The sequence below is a fragment of the Desulfovibrio sp. DV genome, assembly GCF_001936595.1.
Classification (GTDB): domain Bacteria; phylum Desulfobacterota; class Desulfovibrionia; order Desulfovibrionales; family Desulfovibrionaceae; genus Solidesulfovibrio.
This window is the reverse complement of sequence record NZ_MLBG01000052.1, coordinates 1-16382: the sequence shown is the minus strand read 5'-3', so window position 1 is coordinate 16382 and position 16382 is coordinate 1. Positions and strand designations below refer to the sequence as shown.

Sequence of the window (16382 nt, the reverse complement as noted above, 5' to 3'; positions counted from 1 at the left end):
CATTCTTGACGCCACACGGTATTTCTCGTAGGCAAATGCGCTTGCCCGGCCGTCCCGGGGGGCACAACCGATTTGCAGCAACGGAGAATCGCCGTGGGCAGCGACGCGCCACGTAAGAAAGAATACAAGCTCGCGGTCAAGTCCAAGCGGGTGGAGGATTTCCGTCCTCTGCTCGAAAGCCTGGACGCCCGTGATGAGCTCAACGAGGTCTTCAAGAACCGCATCGCCAAGGCAGTCCAGCTCCTTGACGACGGGGTCCCCCTGTATCCCAACGACTTTGAAAAAGGCGACGATATCGGTGCCGTGGCCCAGAGCCACGAGCCCCTGGACGAGGAGACCCTGGCCGCCCTGGACCAGGCCTTCCGGCTGGCCGGACGCATCGTCTCCCTGCGCTCCTTTGGCAAGGTGGCCTTTTTCACCATCCAGGATTCCTCGGGCCGCATCCAGGTCTTTGCCGAGCGCGAAACGCTTGGCCAGGAAGCCTATACGGTTTTTAAAAAGTTCGACATCGGCGACATCGTCGGCGTGTCCGGGCGGCTTTTCCGCACCAAGACCGGCGAACTCACCCTGCATGCCGACGCCGTGCGTCTGGTCACCAAGTCCATGCGCCCGCTGCCGGAGAAGTACCACGGCTTAAAAGACGTGGAGACCCGCTACCGCCAGCGCTACGTGGACCTGATCGTCACCCCGCGCTCGGTCGAGATTTTCAAGGCCCGCACCACCATCATCCGGGAACTGCGCGCCTTCCTCGACGACTCCGGCTTCATGGAGGTGGAAACCCCCATGATGCAGGCCATCCCCGGCGGCGCCACGGCCCGGCCCTTTGTCACGCATCACAACGCCCTGGACATGCCCCTTTTCATGCGCATCGCCCCGGAGCTGTATTTGAAGCGCCTGCTTGTGGGCGGCTTTGAGAAGGTCTACGAGGTCGGACGCCAATTTCGCAACGAAGGCGTGTCCACCCGGCACAATCCCGAATTCACCATGTGCGAGTTTTACTGGGCCTATGCCCGGTATACCGACCTCATGGACCTGACCGAACGCCTGTTTTCGCGCCTGGCCAAGGCGGTCACCGGTTCGGACACGGTGGAATACCAGGGCCACCAGATTGCCCTCGCCCCGGGCTGGGCCAGACTGGCCTTCCATGAATCCATCGAGAAAATCGGCGGCATCGATCCGGCCGTCATCGCCGATTTTGACGCAGCCAAGGCCCTGGTGGAAAAAAACGGCGAAAAGGTGCTCAAGGGCGAAAAGCTCGGCAAGGTGCAGGCCAAGCTCTTCGACATCTTTGTTGAGCCCAAACTCATCCAGCCCCATTTCATCTACCACTATCCCACGGAGATCTCGCCGCTCTCGCGCCGCAACGCCGAGAACCCCGAGATCACCGACCGGTTTGAGCTGTTTATCGCCGGTCGGGAAATGGCCAACGCCTTTTCCGAATTGAACGATCCCGTGGACCAGCGCCAACGCTTTGAGGATCAGGTCCGCGAGAAGGAAGCCGGCGACGACGAAGCCCACCGCATGGACGAAGACTACGTCCGGGCGCTGGAATACGGGATGCCCCCGGCGGCCGGCGAGGGCATCGGCATTGACCGGCTGGTCATGCTTTTGACCGACCAGGCCTCGATTCGCGAGGTGATCCTGTTTCCGTTGCTGCGGCCTGAAGGCCAGCCGGGTTCATGAAGTTCGAACTTTTCATTGCCCGACGCTATCTCACAGCCCGCCAGAAGCAGGCATTCATCTCGGTCATCTCCCTGATTTCCATCCTCGGGGTGGGACTCGGAGTGGCCTCGCTGATCGTGGTGGTCGGCGTCATGCACGGGTTTTCCACCGAGCTTCGGGACAAGATCCTCGGCATCAACGCCCATATGGTGGCGGCGGTGGCCGGCGGAGCCATGCACGACTACCGCTTGCTCATGGAAAAGGCCGAAGCGGTGCCCGGTGTGGCCGGGGCCACGCCTTTCGTCTATACCGAGGTCATGCTGTCCAGTGCGCGCGGGGTCAAGGGAGTGGTCCTTCGCGGGGTGGACGGGGCTTCGGCCGGACGGGTGCTGGCCCTGCCCCGGGAGATGATTGCCGGCAGCCTGGACGATCTGGCTGCGCCCGGGCTTTTCCCGGGCATCATCGTCGGGCGCGAGCTGGCCGACCGCCTGGGCCTGTCCGTTGGCGACACGGTCAACCTCATGTCGCCGGCCGGCAAGGAAAGCGCGGCCGGGTTCTCGCCCAAGGTCAAGACGTTTGTCCTGTGCGGGATGTTCAAGTCCGGCATGTACGAGTACGACTCGACCCTGGCTTACGTCTCCATCCCGGCTGCCCAGGAACTGCTCGGGTTTAAGCGCGACATCGTCTCCGGCCTGGAACTCAAGGCCGTCGATGTCGACACCGTGGACAGCCTGGCGCCGGCCGTGCGCACGGCCCTGGGCGGGCCGCCGGTGTTCGTGCGCACCTGGATCGACATGAACGGCAACCTGTTTAAGGCGCTGCACCTGGAAAAGACCGCCATGTTCGTGATTTTGGTCATGATCGTGGTCGTGGGTTCGTTTTCCATCATCACCACCCTGGTCATGCTGGTCATGGAAAAAACCCGCGACATCGCCATCCTCATGTCCATGGGGGCGACGCCGGCGGCCATCCGCACCATTTTCATGCTTCAGGGCGCGATCATCGGCCTGGTGGGCACGGCGCTCGGCTTCGCCCTGGGGCTCGGCGTGGCCCTGGCCCTGGAAAAGTACCAGTTCATCAAGATTCCCGGCGACGTCTATCCCATGGACCATCTGCCCGTGAAGCTCGACTGGCCCGATCTGGTCATTATCGGCCTGACATCCTTGACGCTGTGTTTCCTGGCCACCCTGTATCCGGCCCGGCAGGCGGCGGGACTCAAGCCCGTGGAGGCCCTTCGCCATGAGTGAGGCCCTTTACGAGCTGCGCCAGGTCCGCAAGGTCTACCAGGGCCCGGCCGAGGAAGTGACGGTGCTGACGGGCCTGGATTTCACCATTGCCCCGGGCGACTCCCTGGCCATCCTGGGCGCGTCGGGATCGGGAAAATCTTCCCTGCTCCATCTTTTGGGCGCACTGGACCAGCCGACCTCGGGAACGATCCATTTTGCCGGCCGGGACCTGTCGAAACTGACCGTCAAAGAGGCGGCGTCGATACGTAACCATGAGATCGGATTCGTTTTTCAGTTTCACCATTTGCTTCCCGAGTTCACGACACTGGAAAACGTGGCCATGCCGGCCCTGATCGCCGGCACCGAAAGAAAACAGGCTTTTGCGCAGGCGAGGGCATCTTTGTCGCTCGTGGGACTTGATGAAAGGGCCGAACACAGGGTAACAACCCTTTCCGGGGGAGAGAGACAGAGGGCGGCCATCGCCCGTGCTGTCCTGTTGCGGCCATCTGTTCTTTTGGCCGATGAACCCACCGGTAATCTCGACGAAGCCACTGGCGCCCGGGTCGGCGAAATGCTCGCCCGCCTCAACGCCGAGTTAGGCATGACGTTGGTTGTGGTCACACACAACCATAACCTGGCCGCTCTTATGGGCCGGAGACTGGAGCTGCAGGGTGGAGAACTCTATGCGCGGAATGAAAAAACTCGGTCTTAAAGGGCTGTTGCTCGTCGCGTGCCTGGTTGTGGCCGCCGGACAGGCCCTGGCCCAGTCCGGCAAAGTGCTGGTAGTGCCCTTTGAGATCAATGCGGCCGACGCCTTGCATTCCGTCCAGGGAAGCCTTCCCCAGATTCTGGCCGACAAGCTCAAGGCCGGCGGGGTCGCTGCCCAGGCCGAGAGCGGCAAGACCGCGCCCAATGTCGCCGCTGCCCGCAAGCTGGCCGCGACGGCCCGGGCCGACTATGTTGTTTTCGGCAGCATTTCCAAGGTCGGCGAAGGCCTGAGCCTCGACGCCCGGGTGGCCAAGGTGTCCGGCGGCGAGCCGCAGGCGGTTTTTGCCTCGGCCAAAAACGCCGTGGGCCTCGACGCTGCCGCAGCCGAACTGGCTGACAAGATCCGGCCCCTGGTGGCCGTGTCTGCGGCCGGCGGCTCGGACCGCATCCTGGAAGTCGATGTCGAGGGCAACTCGATTCTCGACAAGGAAGTGGTCATCCTCAAGATCAAAAGCCAGGTCAACCAGACCTATGATCCCAAGGCCGTCAACGACGACATCAAAAAGCTCTTCGAACTGGGCTATTTCGACGACGTCCAGGTGCGCCTCGACGCCGTCCCCGGCGGCAAGCGCCTGACCTTTGTGGTCAAGGAAAAACCGCGCATCCAGGCCATCGGCGTGGTCGGCAACGGCGACGTGAAAAAAGACGACATCCTGGAAGCCATGAGCACCAAGACCGGCGGCGTCTTGAACCTCAAGGTGCTGGCCGACGACCTGGGCAAGATCCGGGAACTCTACAGCAAGAAAGGCTACTACAAGACCGAAGTCACCTACGAGTTGGAGCAGACCGATCCCCGCATCGCCCGCCTCAACATCGTCGTCAAGGAGCCCAAGAAGCATCTATATCAAGGAAGTCAAGATCGAAGGGCCAAGCAGATCCCGGAAGGCGATCTGAGCAGCGAACTGGCCACCTCCACCCGCCACTTCTGGTCCTGGGTCACCGGCACGGGCGTGCTCAAGGAAGAAATGCTCGAGCGCGATGCCGCCGCCCTGGAAGCCTACTACGCCAACCGCGGCTTTGTTGACGCCAAGGTCGGCCAGCCCGAAGTCATCTACGGCGACGACGGCATCACCGTCATCTTCCGGGTTGAGGAAGGCGACCGCTACAAGGTCGGCTCCGTGGCCTTCACCGGCGACCTGCTCTACGACCAGCCCAAGCTGATGGAGCGGATCAAGCTCGACGAGCTGGCCGCCTCCGGCGAATACTTCAACCGGTCGGTGGTGCGCGACGACCTAAACGCCCTGGCCGAACTCTATGCCGACGACGGCTACGCCTTTGCCGAGGCCGACGTCGACATGCAAAAGCATCCCGACACCAAGACCATCGACGTGGGCTACACCATCACCAAGGGCCGCAAGGTCTACGTGCGCCGCGTCACCATCGAGGGCAACGACAAGACCCGTGACAACGTCATCCGCCGCGAAGTCCGGCTGGCCGACGGCGACCAGTTCTCCGGCTCCAAGCTGCGCCGTTCCAACGAGCGTCTGGACAAGCTTGAGTACTTCGAGAAGCTCGACATCGAGACCGTGCCCACCGACAACCCCGGCGAAGTCGACATCAAGGTCAAGGTCAAGGACAAGAACACCGGCTCCATCAGCCTCGGCGCCGGCTACTCGACTTCGGACAGCGTGTTCTTCGGCGGTTCGGTCGAGGAGAAAAACCTCTTCGGCAAGGGCTACCACGCCAAGTTCCAGGGCATGTTCAGCGGCAAGTCCAGCCGCGGCATCCTGTCCTTTACCAATCCCCACGTCTACGACTCGAAACTGTCCGCAGGCATGGACATCTATCAGGTCTACCGCGCCTACGACGACTTCAAGAAGTCCACGACCGGGGCCAAGATGCGTTTTGCCTACCCGCTTGGCGAATACACGATTCTGTCCTGGGATTACCGTCTGGACCATTACCACATCTACCACACCAACCCCTATGCCTCGAGCGTGATCACCCAGTCTGCGGGCTGGCACTGGACGAGTTCGGTCTACGCCGAAATCGACCGCGACACCGTGGACAGCGCCACCAAGCCCACCAAGGGCACCAAGAACACGCTGGGCCTGGAATACGCCGGCGGCGCGGTTGGCGGCGATGACGCCTTTGTCAAGCCGATGTTCACCTCGAACATCTTCTACCCCCTGCCCTTTGACAGCGTCTTCCACTGGCGCGGTCAGGCCGGGACACTGTTCTCGAACTTCGGCGGCGACATCCCGGTGTACGAGCGCTTCTACCTCGGCGGCATCAACAACGTGCGCGGCTACGAACTCGACAAGATTTCGCCCCGCGACCCCTGGACCGGCGAGCGTATCGGCGGCAAGGCCGAGTTCTTCACCAACTTTGAAGCCATCTTCCCCATCAGCAAGTCCAACGGCCTGTACGGCGTTGCCTTCTTTGACGCCGGTAATTCCTGGATGGATGTTTCCGACGTCGACTTCGACCTGTACAAGGGCGTGGGCGCGGGAGTCCGCTGGTACTCGCCCCTGGGCCTTATCCGGGTGGAATACGGTTACGGTCTCGACGCTTCCAAGCATAATATGCAGCCGTCGCAGATCGGTTTCTCCATGGGGCAGACCTTCTAAAGCCGTCTGATGCCGCGGGAATCCCACGGTAGCAGCGGGCGGTCGGTTCGCCACGAAATGACACCGGGGGGCGCGCGCCCCCCGAAAACATGGAATCAGCAAGGAGCTACATAATGGGCGTTCTGTTTCGGATTATGATCGTTATGGCCGTGTTGGCTGTGCCCATGGCGGCGCAGGCCCAGGGAAAGATCGGGGTCATCAACCTTGATGACGCCATGTCCAACTCCAGCGCCGGCAAATCCGCCCTGGGGGGCCTCAAGGCCAAGTTTGAATCCCGGGAAAAGGCTCTGGCCGCCCAGGGCGACGACCTGAAGAAAATGCAGGACGAGCTGCAGAAAAAGAGCGTGGCCCTGTCCCAGGACGCCATGAAGACCAAGGCCGCCGACTTTGAAGGCAAGGCGCGCAAGTACATGGAAGACCGCAACAAGCTGCAGCAGGAAGAACAGCAGGCCCAGCAGAGCGTGCTCCAGCCCCTGCTCACCCGCCTGCAGAAGGTCGTTAGCGACTACGCAGCCAAAAACGGCTATTCCGTCATCCTCGAATCGCACTCCGTGCCCTACTTCGATCCCAAGCTTGACGTGACTGCGGCTGTCCAGGCCGAGTTCGACAAGGGCAAATAGAACACAGGCTGGCATGATTTCGGGCCGGGACGTTGCTGCGTCCCGGCCTTTTTTTACATGGAGGGACGGGCTATGACCGGACAGGACGCTTCAGGCGTGATCACCATCAATGAGATTCAAACGCTTTTGCCCCACCGCTTCCCCTTTCTGCTCGTGGACCGGGTGCTGGCCTATGTTCCGGGCGAATCCATCACCGCGATCAAGAACGTGACCATAAACGAGCCGTTTTTCCCGGGCCATTTCCCCGGAGCGCCGGTCATGCCCGGAATGCTCATCCTCGAGGCCCTGGCCCAGGCCGGGGGGATTTTGGTGTCCAAATCCCTCGAAGGGCCGCTTGGCAATCGCATTTTCATGTTTACCGGGGTGGAAAAGGCCAAGTTTCGCCGGCCGGTCGTGCCGGGCGACCAGCTCACCCTGCGCTGCTTCAATCTCAAGCGCCGCCTGACGCTGTGCAAGATGTCGGCCCAGGCCACGGTTGACGGCCAGGTTGTGGCCGAGGCCGAACTGAGCGCAGCCGTGGTGGACGCCGCAACCCTGCCCTAGTTTGTAACCGGGCTTTGGTCCGGGGCTGGCGATGGGTTGGCCTCACCGAGGCTGCGCACCTGCACGTAAAGCCGGGCTCCTGCAGGGAGGCCCGGCTTTGTTGCGTGGGTGGGCCGCGGTGCCGGCCGGCCCCGGCTGCCGGTCGGGTGGGGCAACAAGGCTGTCTGGCCGGGGGATGCCGGAGGAAGGTGTCAAAAAAGTCGGACTGGCCGGGCCGGAGGAACAAGAGGCAGGGGGGACGCTCGGATGGCCGGGACCGGCCGGCCGGTTCAGGCCGGTGTCGGCGTCAGGAGAAACTCGCTGAGGTCGAGGCGGCGTTCCAGGCGGGCACAGTCGCGCTCCACCGTGTCGATGTTGTCGTCGAAAAGCCGCACCAGCCGGGCATCGATGCGCCCGGCCCGGGCTTCCTGCCACAGGACGCCAAGGGCCTTTTCCCGGGGCAGGGCCGGCTTGTAATGCCGGGCCATGGTGATGGCGTCATAGATGTCGACAATGGCGATGATCCGGCTTTGCAGCAGGATTTCCGCCTCCCGCAGCCGGCCGGGGTAGCCCGAACCATCGAGGCGTTCGTGGTGCTGGGATATGATGGGAAGCAGGCGCTGCATGTTTTGAGGGAAAGGGATGTGCTGGAGAATGCGGTGGCTTTCTGCCGGGTGGCGCTCGATTTCCAGGCGCTCCTCCGGGGTCAGGTTGCCCCGGGCAATGAGCAGACAAGCGATTTCCCGGGGGCCGAGCAGGGGCATGACGGTCTCGCCGAAGCGGATTTCCCGGGCGCCGATTCGGGCCACCAGGGCCGCGTCGTCGGCCGTGACCACATCGGCGGCGTTTATGCGGCAAAGGGCCTGGAAATCGGCCTGCATGTCCTGGCCGGTGGTCAGGCCATGCAGGGCCAGCCGCTGCCCGATAACCTCCATGACTCCGGCCGAGAGGCGGGTGGCCTTGGTCAGGACTTCCTCGCGGATGCCGATTTTGCCGACATCGTGGAGCAGGCCGGCGTAGAGCAGTTCTTCGAGGTCGTGGGGTGTGAAGGCGACTTCGGCAAAGGCGGACGTATCGAAATGGACGGTGCGGGCCAGGGCGACGCCGAGCCGGGCCACACGCTGGGAATGGCCGGCTGTGAAGGGGTCGCGGGCGTCGATGGCCGTGGCCAGGGCCTGCATGAGGGAGTTGATGAGCGCCTGGATGGCGTCGAAATGGAGCGCATTGCCCGTGGCGATGCCGGCCACGGTGGCCAGGGTGCCGATGTATTGCAGATGGCTGGCCTCAAAAAGCATGGGCGTCGGGCCGCCCAGGACCAACATGCCGACACAGCGGCTGGTCGAAACCAGGGGGGAGAGCAGCAGCGACGAGAGCGGCGCTTCGCCTGCCCACCGGCTGTCGGCGGCCAGATCATTGACGATCTCGCCTTTCTGGCTGGTGCAGATGTCGTGGAAAAGGCCCGACGCGGCCACCCGGTCCAGGGTGCAGGCGGCGGTGTCGCCGTAGGCGCACACCGGGGCAAAGGCGGTTTCCCCGGGGGCGCGCAAAAAGACCATGCCGACCTCGGCCGGCAGTTCGCCGCGCCGGCATTCGTCGAGCAGGGCCTGGGCCACGTCCTTGGGGCGAAGGGAGCCATTGAGGCCCAGGGTGGCCCGGTGGAGCAGGGAAATTTCCCGGTATTTGGTCAGGGTTTCCCCGGCCAGGGTGCGGCGCAGGGCTTCGCCGTCGATGATGGCTTCCAGGCAGTCGGCCACGAAACGGGCCTTTTGCCCCAGATCAGGAGCGGGTATCGCGGCCGGATCGGCGTCGTCGGGCGGGGTCAGAACCAGATAACCAATGAGCATTCCGTCCAGGCGAAGCGGTTCCTGGCGGCAGCCGGGGGCCGGGGCGCTTTGGGCGGCATCCACAACGTCGGTCTGCCAGCCCGGTCCGAGCATGGCCTGGGCTCGGGCAAGCAGCGGAGCCAGTGCCCGTTTTTTGAGAAGTCGCCGAAGCGGAACCATGGTGGCAATACCCGAGATGACCCATCAAGGATCGAGGCGCAGCAGTTCCTTGGCCACCTTGAGCACTTCGTCCGGGTCAAAGGGCTTGGTCATGTAGCGGCTTGCCCCCAGTTCCAGGCCCTGGCGGCGGTCCACTTCCTGGCCCTTGGCGGTTAAAAGCACGATGCCGATGTCGGTAATGGCCGGATCGTCTTTGACTCGCTGGCAGACTTCGTAGCCGTTGAGCTTGGGCATCATGATGTCCAGGAAAACGACATCCGGTTTTTGCGATTTGATAAGTGCCAAACCCTCTTCGCCGTTTTGGGCAGAGAGAATGTCGATGCCGAAGTCTTCCTCAAGCTCTTCGAGGGTCTGCTCCAGGAGCATACGGATGTGCACCTCATCGTCGACGATGAGAATTTTGCCAGGCATGACCGTCTCCTTTGGATAGCGCCAACCAATTTGAATACTAGTAAATGGTCACGCCAATGGCAAGGTCGCACACGGATTCACTAAGAAAAAACCCACCCCAAAGGGGCGAAATCCAAAGGGGCGGGCGGATCAATGGTGCGAGCCGCAGGCTCCGCCGCAATTGCCGCCGGCCTCGGAAAAATCCAGGCTGGAATGGATGGCAAATCCGCCAGGGCCGCAATCGATGGTGACCGGAGCGGCCTGGTCGAGCAGCAGGCTGCTCATGCAGATCGTTCGGCCGGCAAGATCGACGATGGTGTCTGCGTCGGTTGGAGGGTCCGGGGCAAGCTCCAGGCGCGGGCCGGATTCGTGCAGAAACGAGAGAAAGACGCGCAATACCGGGCGGTTTTGAGGGCCAAGCAGGGTGTCCAGAGCAGTCCTGGCCGCGGCGGTCAGCCGGATATGAGGGCTTTGGTTCGTTTCCATGCCTTTTTTTAGGGGCCGCTTCCGGCCGTGTCAACCGACCCGGTCTTCTGAAAAAAGAAGGCCGGCACAGGGGCCGGCCTCATACTGAGCTTTGGGACGTGTGTGTTTGTCAGGAGCAGGAGCCGCCGCCGCAACCGCCGGAACCGCTGCCGCAACCACCGGAACCGCAGGAACCGCCGCCAAGCTGGAGGCTTGAACCAACGGCAAAGCCGTAATCGGTCATGTCCACGGTGATGGGGGTGGCCTCGGCCATCAATTCCTTATCCACGACAAACGTGTAGCCGTTTAGGTCGAACACGTCGTCGTTGTCGCGGGCTTCGTCCAACGCCAGGGTCAGGGACGGGCCACAGCACCCACCCTTGTTGAGATACACACGGATAGGGGTTTTCTGTTTGTCGGCGAAGTAATTGTCCAGTTCGGCTCGGGCCGAGTCGGTCAAGGAAACCATGGATACCTCCAGGCGAGAGATACCATTGGGTAATCACGCCCTATGGGATTGTCAAATAAGCCTGCTCTATGTGCCACGCCTGTTGGTGTCGGGAAAATCAATGGCGCGCCGGGGAGCAGCGCAGGCGGCGCGTGGTTTCGGGCCGCGCCAGGTCGGCTCGGCCGGGCCGCCCAACCGGACCAAACGCCTAGCCTCGTCCAGGGGCCAGACCCCCGCAAGCCTCCCAAGCACCAGCCCTTTCGGGCGCAACCGGCGGCTGCCCGGCCGGCTGCATAAAAAAGGCCGGCTTGGAAAGCCGGCCTGGAAACAATCCAACGTATGCGCCCGGCGAACTACACCGAGCAGGAACCGCTGGAGCAGGAAGAGCCGCAACCGCCGCCCCCGCCAAGCTCCATGCTCGAAGAAACCGAGAAGCCCATGTAGGTCATGTCGACCTTAAGCGGCGAGGCCTTCTCGTAGAGTTCTTTTTCTATGACAAACGTGTATCCGGAAACGTCGAGCACCTCGTCCGCTTCGCGCGACTCATCCAGAGCCAGCGCTAATTTTGGACCCGCTCAACCGCCTGAGGACAAATAAATCCGGATGGGGGATTTTTCCTTATCGGCAAAATACCCATCCAACTGGGACTTTGCAGATTCTGTCAACTCAACCATGGGAACCTCCGTAGGACAAGCTCGTTTGATGCAACTAAGCATGACCGATCAGAAAGTCAAATACCATCGGCCCGGCCAGGGGGCGCGCGATTGCCAGAGTTTCCCCTTTTGCGCTAGATGGTCCAAAAGCCTGGGGGAAAAAGCCTGTGAGCAAACACAAAAAAATCATGACCGGGGGCGAAGTGCGCCGCACCCTGGAACGGCTTGCCTTTGAGATCATCGAGCGCCACGACCCGAGCTGCGAGCTGGCCCTGGTCGGCATCCAGCGGCGCGGGGCGGAACTGGCCACGCGCCTGAAAACGATCATCGACGGCCGGGGCAAATGCGACGTGCCGCTTGGCAAGCTCGACATCAATCTCTACCGCGACGACTGGACCACCCGCGAGGTGCAGCCCCAGGTCGGGCCGTCGGAGCTGGCCTTTTCCCTGGACGGGAAAAGTGTTGTGCTCATCGACGACGTGCTCTTTTCCGGGCGCACCATCCGGGCCGCCCTGGAGGCGCTTTTGGATTACGGCCGGCCCAAACGCGTGGAACTGCTGGTGCTCATTGACCGGCGCGGCCACCGTGAACTGCCCATCCAGGCCGATTATGTCGGCAAACGGGTGCACACCGAACCGGGCGAACATGTGGACGTGGCCGTGGCCGAACTCGACGGCGAAGACGGCGTGCTGCTGGTGGAGTAGGCGTCAGGAGCGCGGCGACGGACCGGGGCGCAAGCCCAACGGGCCGCATGGCGGCCAAGGCGCGGCAACGGTCCGGGGCCCTGTCCGCCGAGGCTGGCCGCAGTTTTCTGGCGGCAGCGGCGCGGCCCACGGGCAGCCCGCTTTTCAGCCGCTCTCCGGCCGCAGGCTCCGGGAACGCCCGGGACAGGACGCCCGGCATTGCCGGGCATGGTATCGTTTCAGTGCCTCTGTACCTCTTTGGGAAGCCGTTGCACGGCCCGGGACTTGTGCGTACACGATAGCCATATCCCGTCGAGGAGGCAGTACGCATGAACATTCTGGCTATAAACGGCAGCCCGCGCAAGAAGTGGAATACCGCCATGCTGCTTGGCAGCGCCCTGGAAGGTGCGGCCGCAGCCGGCGCAACGACCCGGCTCGTCCACCTGTACGACTACGACTACAAGGGCTGCATCAGCTGTTTTGAGTGCAAGCGCATTGGCGGCAAGAATTACGGCCGGTGCGCCGTCAAGGACGGCCTCAAGCCGCTTCTGGAAGAGGCTGCTGCGGCAGACGCGCTCATCATCGGCACCCCGGTCTATTTCGGGGCGGAGACCGGGGAAACGCGCTCTTTCATGGAGCGGATGCTCTTCCCCTATCTGACCTACACCCCGGGCTATGCCTCGATTTTTCCCCGCAAGATCCCGACAGCCCTGATCTACGACATGAACGTGCCGGAGGCGGACATCATCGGGCGGCAGTATGATTCGCTCATCGAACGGGCCAGAGGCTTCATGGAGCGCACCTTTGGGGCCTGCGAGGTGCTGACCGCCACCGACACCTACCAGTTCGACGACTATTCCAAGTACCTCTGCACGGTCTGGGACGCCGACGCCAAGGCCAGACGGCGCAAAGAGATCTTCCCCCAGGATCTGGCCAAGGCCCACGCCCTGGGCCAGCGTCTGGCCACCGCTGTCGTGTGAGAGAAGCGGAAGAACAGGAAGAGGAAGATGCCTCCGGCGGCCAAAGGGCAGTGCCCTTTGGAATCCCACCTGGGGGGCGCAAGCGTGCCGGATGGTTGGGAATCGGGGCGTCTACGGAGACTGTTAGAGAGTTTTTTTAATAAAACCAGCCACTCCAACCCCTTTTAAACTTTTCCCCTCAAGGGGGTCCGGGGGGGATTATCCCCCCGGCCGCCGGAGGCATCTTCTGCCTTTTCTTCTCATCTCTTATCTTCTCTTCCCGTCTCTTCTCATCTCTCTATAGACTACACCGTTTGCATACGATCTCGGTGCCGATGCCGGACTTGGTGAAGAACTCCAGGATGATGCAGTTCTCCACCCGGCCGTCGAGGATGTGGGCTTTTTCCACGCCCGCGTCCACCGCCTCCATGCAGCAGGTGACCTTGGGGATCATGCCGCCTTTGAGCACGCCGTCGGCCATGGCCTGGGAGGCTTCCTTGATGTCGAGGGAGGAAATGAGCGTCTTGTCCTTGTCGAGCACGCCGGACACGTCGGTCAGGAGCACCAGGCGCTTGGCCCCCAGGGCGGCGGCCATGGCTCCGGCCACGGTGTCGGCGTTGATGTTGTATGTCGCGCCGTGTTCGTCCACGCCGACCGGGGCGATGACCGGAATAAAGCCTTTGTCGAGCAGGGTGGTGATCAGCTCGGTATTGATGCCGGTGACTTCGCCGACCTTGCCGAGGTCGATGATCTCGGGCGGCGCGTCATCGCGTTCCAGCACCATTTCGAGCTTTCTGGCGGTGATGAGCCGGCCGTCCTTGCCGGACAGGCCGACGGCGGTGCCGCCGTTTAAGTTGATGAGATTGACGATGTTTTTATTCACCTTGCCGACCAGCACCATTTCCACCACGTCCATGGTGGCGTCGTCGGTGATGCGAAGGCCCTGGCGGAACTGGCTTTCGATGTTGAGCAGCTTGAGCATGTGGCCGATCTGCGGTCCGCCGCCATGGACGATGACCGGATTTATGCCGATGTATTTGAGCAGGATGACGTTTAAGGCAAAGCTCTCTTGCAGATGCTCGTCCACCATGGCGTGGCCGCCGTATTTGATGACCACGGTCTTGCCGAAAAACTGGCGGATGTACGGCAGGGCTTCCAGGAGCAGGTGGGCTTTGGCGTGTTCGCGGTTCATCATCTGGTCTCCGGTTGTCTAGAGAATGTAGCGGGACAAATCCCGGTCCTCGGCCACGTCGGCGAGGTTGGCGCGGACATAGTCCGGGTCCACGACCACGGTCTGGCCGCCCTGGTCCGATGCGGCAAAGGACAGGTCGGACAGGATTTTTTCCATGATGGTATAGAGCCGTCGGGCTCCGATGTTCTCGGTCTCTTCGTTGATGCGCTGGGCAAAGGCCGCCACTTCGCGAAGGGCCTCGTCGGTGAATTCCAGCGCCACGCCCTCGGTGGCCAGAAGCGCCCGGTACTGCACGGTCAGGGCATTTTTCGGCTCGGTCAGGATGCGGTAGAAGTCCTCGGCCGTAAGCGCCCGCAACTCCACCCGCAAAGGGAAGCGGCCCTGCAACTCCGGCACGAGGTCGGAGGGCTTGGAGAAGTGAAACGCGCCGGCGGCAATGAAAAGGACATGGTCGGTCCTGACCATGCCGTACTTGGTATTGACCACGCAGCCTTCGACCACGGGCAGCAGGTCGCGCTGCACGCCCTCGCGCGACACGTCCGGCCCTTGCCCGCCGCCCTGCTTGCCGCAGATCTTGTCGATCTCGTCGATAAAGATGATGCCGGTCTGCTCCACGCGCTCCTTGGCCGTCTCGGACACCTTGTCCATGTCCACCAGACGGTCGGATTCCTCCTGCAAAAGCACCTCGTAGGCGTCTCGCACCCGCATGGTGCGGGTTTTTTTGCGTTGGGGAAAGACCTTGGAAAACATGTCCTTGAACTGGCTGCCCATGTCTTCCATGCCGGGCATGGACATGATTTCCACCTGGGGCGAGGGGACGGACACCTCGACCGGCACCATGCGGTCGTCGAGCTTGCCCTCGCGCCAGAGCTTGCGCAGCTTTTCCCGGGTGCTTATGCCCGCATCCTCGGGCGGCGCGGCCGGAGCCTCCAGCGCCGACATCATGGGAACAGGGGCCATGCCCGTGCGGGCGGATTCGGGCAGCAGGATGTCGAGCAGGCGTTCTTCGGCCGCTTTTTCGGCCTTGACCGCCACCCGGGCCAGCTCCTCCTTGCGCACCAGATTGACCCCGATCTCCATCAGGTCGCGCACCATGGATTCCACGTCGCGGCCGACATAGCCGACCTCGGTGAACTTGGTGGCCTCGACCTTGAAAAACGGCGACCCGGCCAGCTTGGCCAGACGCCGGGCTATCTCGGTTTTGCCCACGCCTGTGGGTCCGATCATGATGATGTTTTTGGGCGCGATCTCCTCGCGCAAGACCGGCTCGATCTGCTGGCGACGCCAGCGGTTGCGCATGGCAATGGCCACCATGCGCTTGGCGTCGCTCTGGCCGATGATATATTTGTCGAGTTCGGAAACGATCTCGCGCGGCGTCAGACTGGCGTGCATGGCAACTCCTCGTTAAACCCGTTCAATCGTCTCCACCACAAGGCGGTCGTTGGTGTAGACGCACATCTCGGCAGCGATGCCCATGGATTTCTCCACAATCTCCCGGGGCGACAACGCGGTATTGCGCAGGAGCGCCCGGGCCGCCGCCAAGGCATACGGACCACCCGACCCAATGGCCGCTGCGCCGTCGTCCGGCTCAATGACATCGCCCGTGCCGGAGAGCATCAGCACGTTGCCGGCGTCGGCCACGATCATCATGGCCTCCAACCGTCTCAAGTACTTATCCTTGCGCCAATCCTTGGCCAACTCCACGCTGGCCCGGACCAGATTGCCGCCGAATTCCTCCAGCTTGGCCTCGAACCGCTCAAACAGCGTAAAGGCATCAGCCGTGGCCCCGGCAAACCCGATGACCACTTTGTCCTTATACATCCGCCGCACCTTGCGCGCCGTGTGCTTGACGGCAATGGCCTGTCCAAGCGTCACCTGGCCATCGCCAGCCACGGCCACCCCGGCCTCGGTCCGTACAGCAAGTATCGTCGTCCCACGCAGTTCCATATGTGTATGTGCCTCCGGCGGCTCGGGGGAGGCAAACCCCTTTTTTGAAAAAAGGGGTTTCCTCCCCCAGACCCCCACCTTCCCCAAAAAACTCTTCAAGGGGGGGTGTTTGATTGATACTGTTATTCCCAGCCGACTGTCTCGATGCGTCTTCGAAAATGCGGCCCCGCTTCGGGGCCGCTGGCGAGTTGGTTGTTGGATTTTGGGGTGCGGGCCGGTCGCGGCTTCCGCGAGTGGTCCGCACCCCAAAATCCAACAACCATTCTCTCACGCC

16 protein-coding genes are annotated in these 16382 nt (G+C 62.4%); 8 read left to right on the top strand and 8 right to left on the bottom strand.

What is annotated here, in order from left to right:
- The first annotated feature begins 93 nt into the window (after nucleotides 1-93).
- From lysS to fabZ, 6 genes are all read left to right on the top strand, one after another.
- On the top strand, nucleotides 94-1683 hold the full coding sequence (lysS, locus tag DVDV_RS12505; RefSeq protein ID WP_075354987.1) for a lysine--tRNA ligase: 1590 nt from the start codon (nucleotides 94-96) through the stop codon (nucleotides 1681-1683).
- Nucleotides 1680-2909, top strand: a complete 1230-nt coding sequence (locus tag DVDV_RS12500) for a lipoprotein-releasing ABC transporter permease subunit (protein ID WP_075354986.1) — start codon at nucleotides 1680-1682, stop codon at nucleotides 2907-2909. The genes lysS and DVDV_RS12500 overlap by 4 nt, the downstream gene beginning before the upstream one ends.
- Nucleotides 2902-3600, top strand: a complete 699-nt coding sequence (locus DVDV_RS12495; RefSeq protein WP_075354985.1) for an ABC transporter ATP-binding protein — start codon at nucleotides 2902-2904, stop codon at nucleotides 3598-3600. Before DVDV_RS12500 ends, DVDV_RS12495 begins: the two co-directional genes overlap by 8 nt.
- Nucleotides 3572-6226, top strand: a complete 2655-nt coding sequence (gene bamA, locus DVDV_RS12490; protein WP_075354984.1) for an outer membrane protein assembly factor BamA — start codon at nucleotides 3572-3574, stop codon at nucleotides 6224-6226. The genes DVDV_RS12495 and bamA overlap by 29 nt, the downstream gene beginning before the upstream one ends.
- A gap of 113 nt (nucleotides 6227-6339) precedes the next feature.
- Nucleotides 6340-6846, top strand: a complete 507-nt coding sequence (locus DVDV_RS12485) for an OmpH family outer membrane protein (RefSeq protein WP_075354983.1) — start codon at nucleotides 6340-6342, stop codon at nucleotides 6844-6846.
- A gap of 72 nt (nucleotides 6847-6918) precedes the next feature.
- Nucleotides 6919-7389, top strand: coding sequence for a 3-hydroxyacyl-ACP dehydratase FabZ (gene fabZ / locus DVDV_RS12480; RefSeq protein ID WP_075354982.1), 471 nt, complete (start codon nucleotides 6919-6921; stop codon nucleotides 7387-7389).
- A 269-nt stretch (nucleotides 7390-7658) separates the two neighbouring features.
- Here fabZ and DVDV_RS12475 read toward each other — a convergent pair whose 3' ends face one another.
- The 5 genes from DVDV_RS12475 to DVDV_RS23415 all read right to left on the bottom strand — a co-directional run bounded on the left by DVDV_RS12475 (nucleotide 7659) and on the right by DVDV_RS23415 (nucleotide 11348).
- Entirely contained in the window at nucleotides 7659-9371 is a 1713-nt protein-coding gene (locus DVDV_RS12475; protein WP_075354981.1) for an HD domain-containing phosphohydrolase, read from the bottom strand.
- 24 nt (nucleotides 9372-9395) lie between these two features.
- On the bottom strand, nucleotides 9396-9782 hold the full coding sequence (locus DVDV_RS12470) for a response regulator transcription factor (protein WP_043631932.1): 387 nt from the start codon (nucleotides 9780-9782) through the stop codon (nucleotides 9396-9398).
- A 129-nt stretch (nucleotides 9783-9911) separates the two neighbouring features.
- Entirely contained in the window at nucleotides 9912-10247 is a 336-nt protein-coding gene (locus DVDV_RS12465; protein WP_075354980.1) for a hypothetical protein, read from the bottom strand.
- A gap of 109 nt (nucleotides 10248-10356) precedes the next feature.
- Nucleotides 10357-10695, bottom strand: a complete 339-nt coding sequence (locus tag DVDV_RS12460) for an IscA/HesB family protein (protein ID WP_075354979.1) — start codon at nucleotides 10693-10695, stop codon at nucleotides 10357-10359.
- A gap of 332 nt (nucleotides 10696-11027) precedes the next feature.
- Nucleotides 11028-11348, bottom strand: coding sequence for an IscA/HesB family protein (locus DVDV_RS23415; RefSeq protein WP_231583746.1), 321 nt, complete (start codon nucleotides 11346-11348; stop codon nucleotides 11028-11030).
- A gap of 146 nt (nucleotides 11349-11494) precedes the next feature.
- Between DVDV_RS23415 and pyrR the strand changes: the two genes are divergently transcribed.
- Together pyrR and DVDV_RS12450 are read left to right on the top strand one after the other, a co-directional pair.
- Nucleotides 11495-12031 carry a bifunctional pyr operon transcriptional regulator/uracil phosphoribosyltransferase PyrR gene (gene pyrR / locus DVDV_RS12455; protein WP_303046331.1) on the top strand — a complete coding sequence of 179 codons (537 nt, stop codon included), beginning with the start codon at nucleotides 11495-11497 and terminating at the stop codon, nucleotides 12029-12031.
- A 308-nt stretch (nucleotides 12032-12339) separates the two neighbouring features.
- Nucleotides 12340-12990 carry a flavodoxin family protein gene (locus tag DVDV_RS12450; protein ID WP_075354978.1) on the top strand — a complete coding sequence of 217 codons (651 nt, stop codon included), beginning with the start codon at nucleotides 12340-12342 and terminating at the stop codon, nucleotides 12988-12990.
- 277 nt (nucleotides 12991-13267) lie between these two features.
- Here the strand turns inward: DVDV_RS12450 and argB are convergent, their stop codons facing one another.
- Genes argB through hslV form a run of 3 tightly spaced genes read right to left on the bottom strand, consistent with a single transcriptional unit; the run spans nucleotide 13268 to nucleotide 16108 of the window.
- A complete protein-coding gene (argB, locus tag DVDV_RS12445) occupies nucleotides 13268-14161 on the bottom strand; it encodes an acetylglutamate kinase (protein ID WP_075354996.1) in 894 nt (297 codons plus the stop codon).
- A gap of 18 nt (nucleotides 14162-14179) precedes the next feature.
- Nucleotides 14180-15553: an ATP-dependent protease ATPase subunit HslU gene (gene hslU / locus DVDV_RS12440; protein ID WP_075354977.1), complete on the bottom strand. Its 1374-nt coding sequence runs from the start codon at nucleotides 15551-15553 to the stop codon at nucleotides 14180-14182.
- A 12-nt stretch (nucleotides 15554-15565) separates the two neighbouring features.
- A complete protein-coding gene (gene hslV / locus DVDV_RS12435; protein ID WP_075354976.1) occupies nucleotides 15566-16108 on the bottom strand; it encodes an ATP-dependent protease subunit HslV in 543 nt (180 codons plus the stop codon).
- Between the last annotated feature and the right edge of the window lie 274 nt (nucleotides 16109-16382).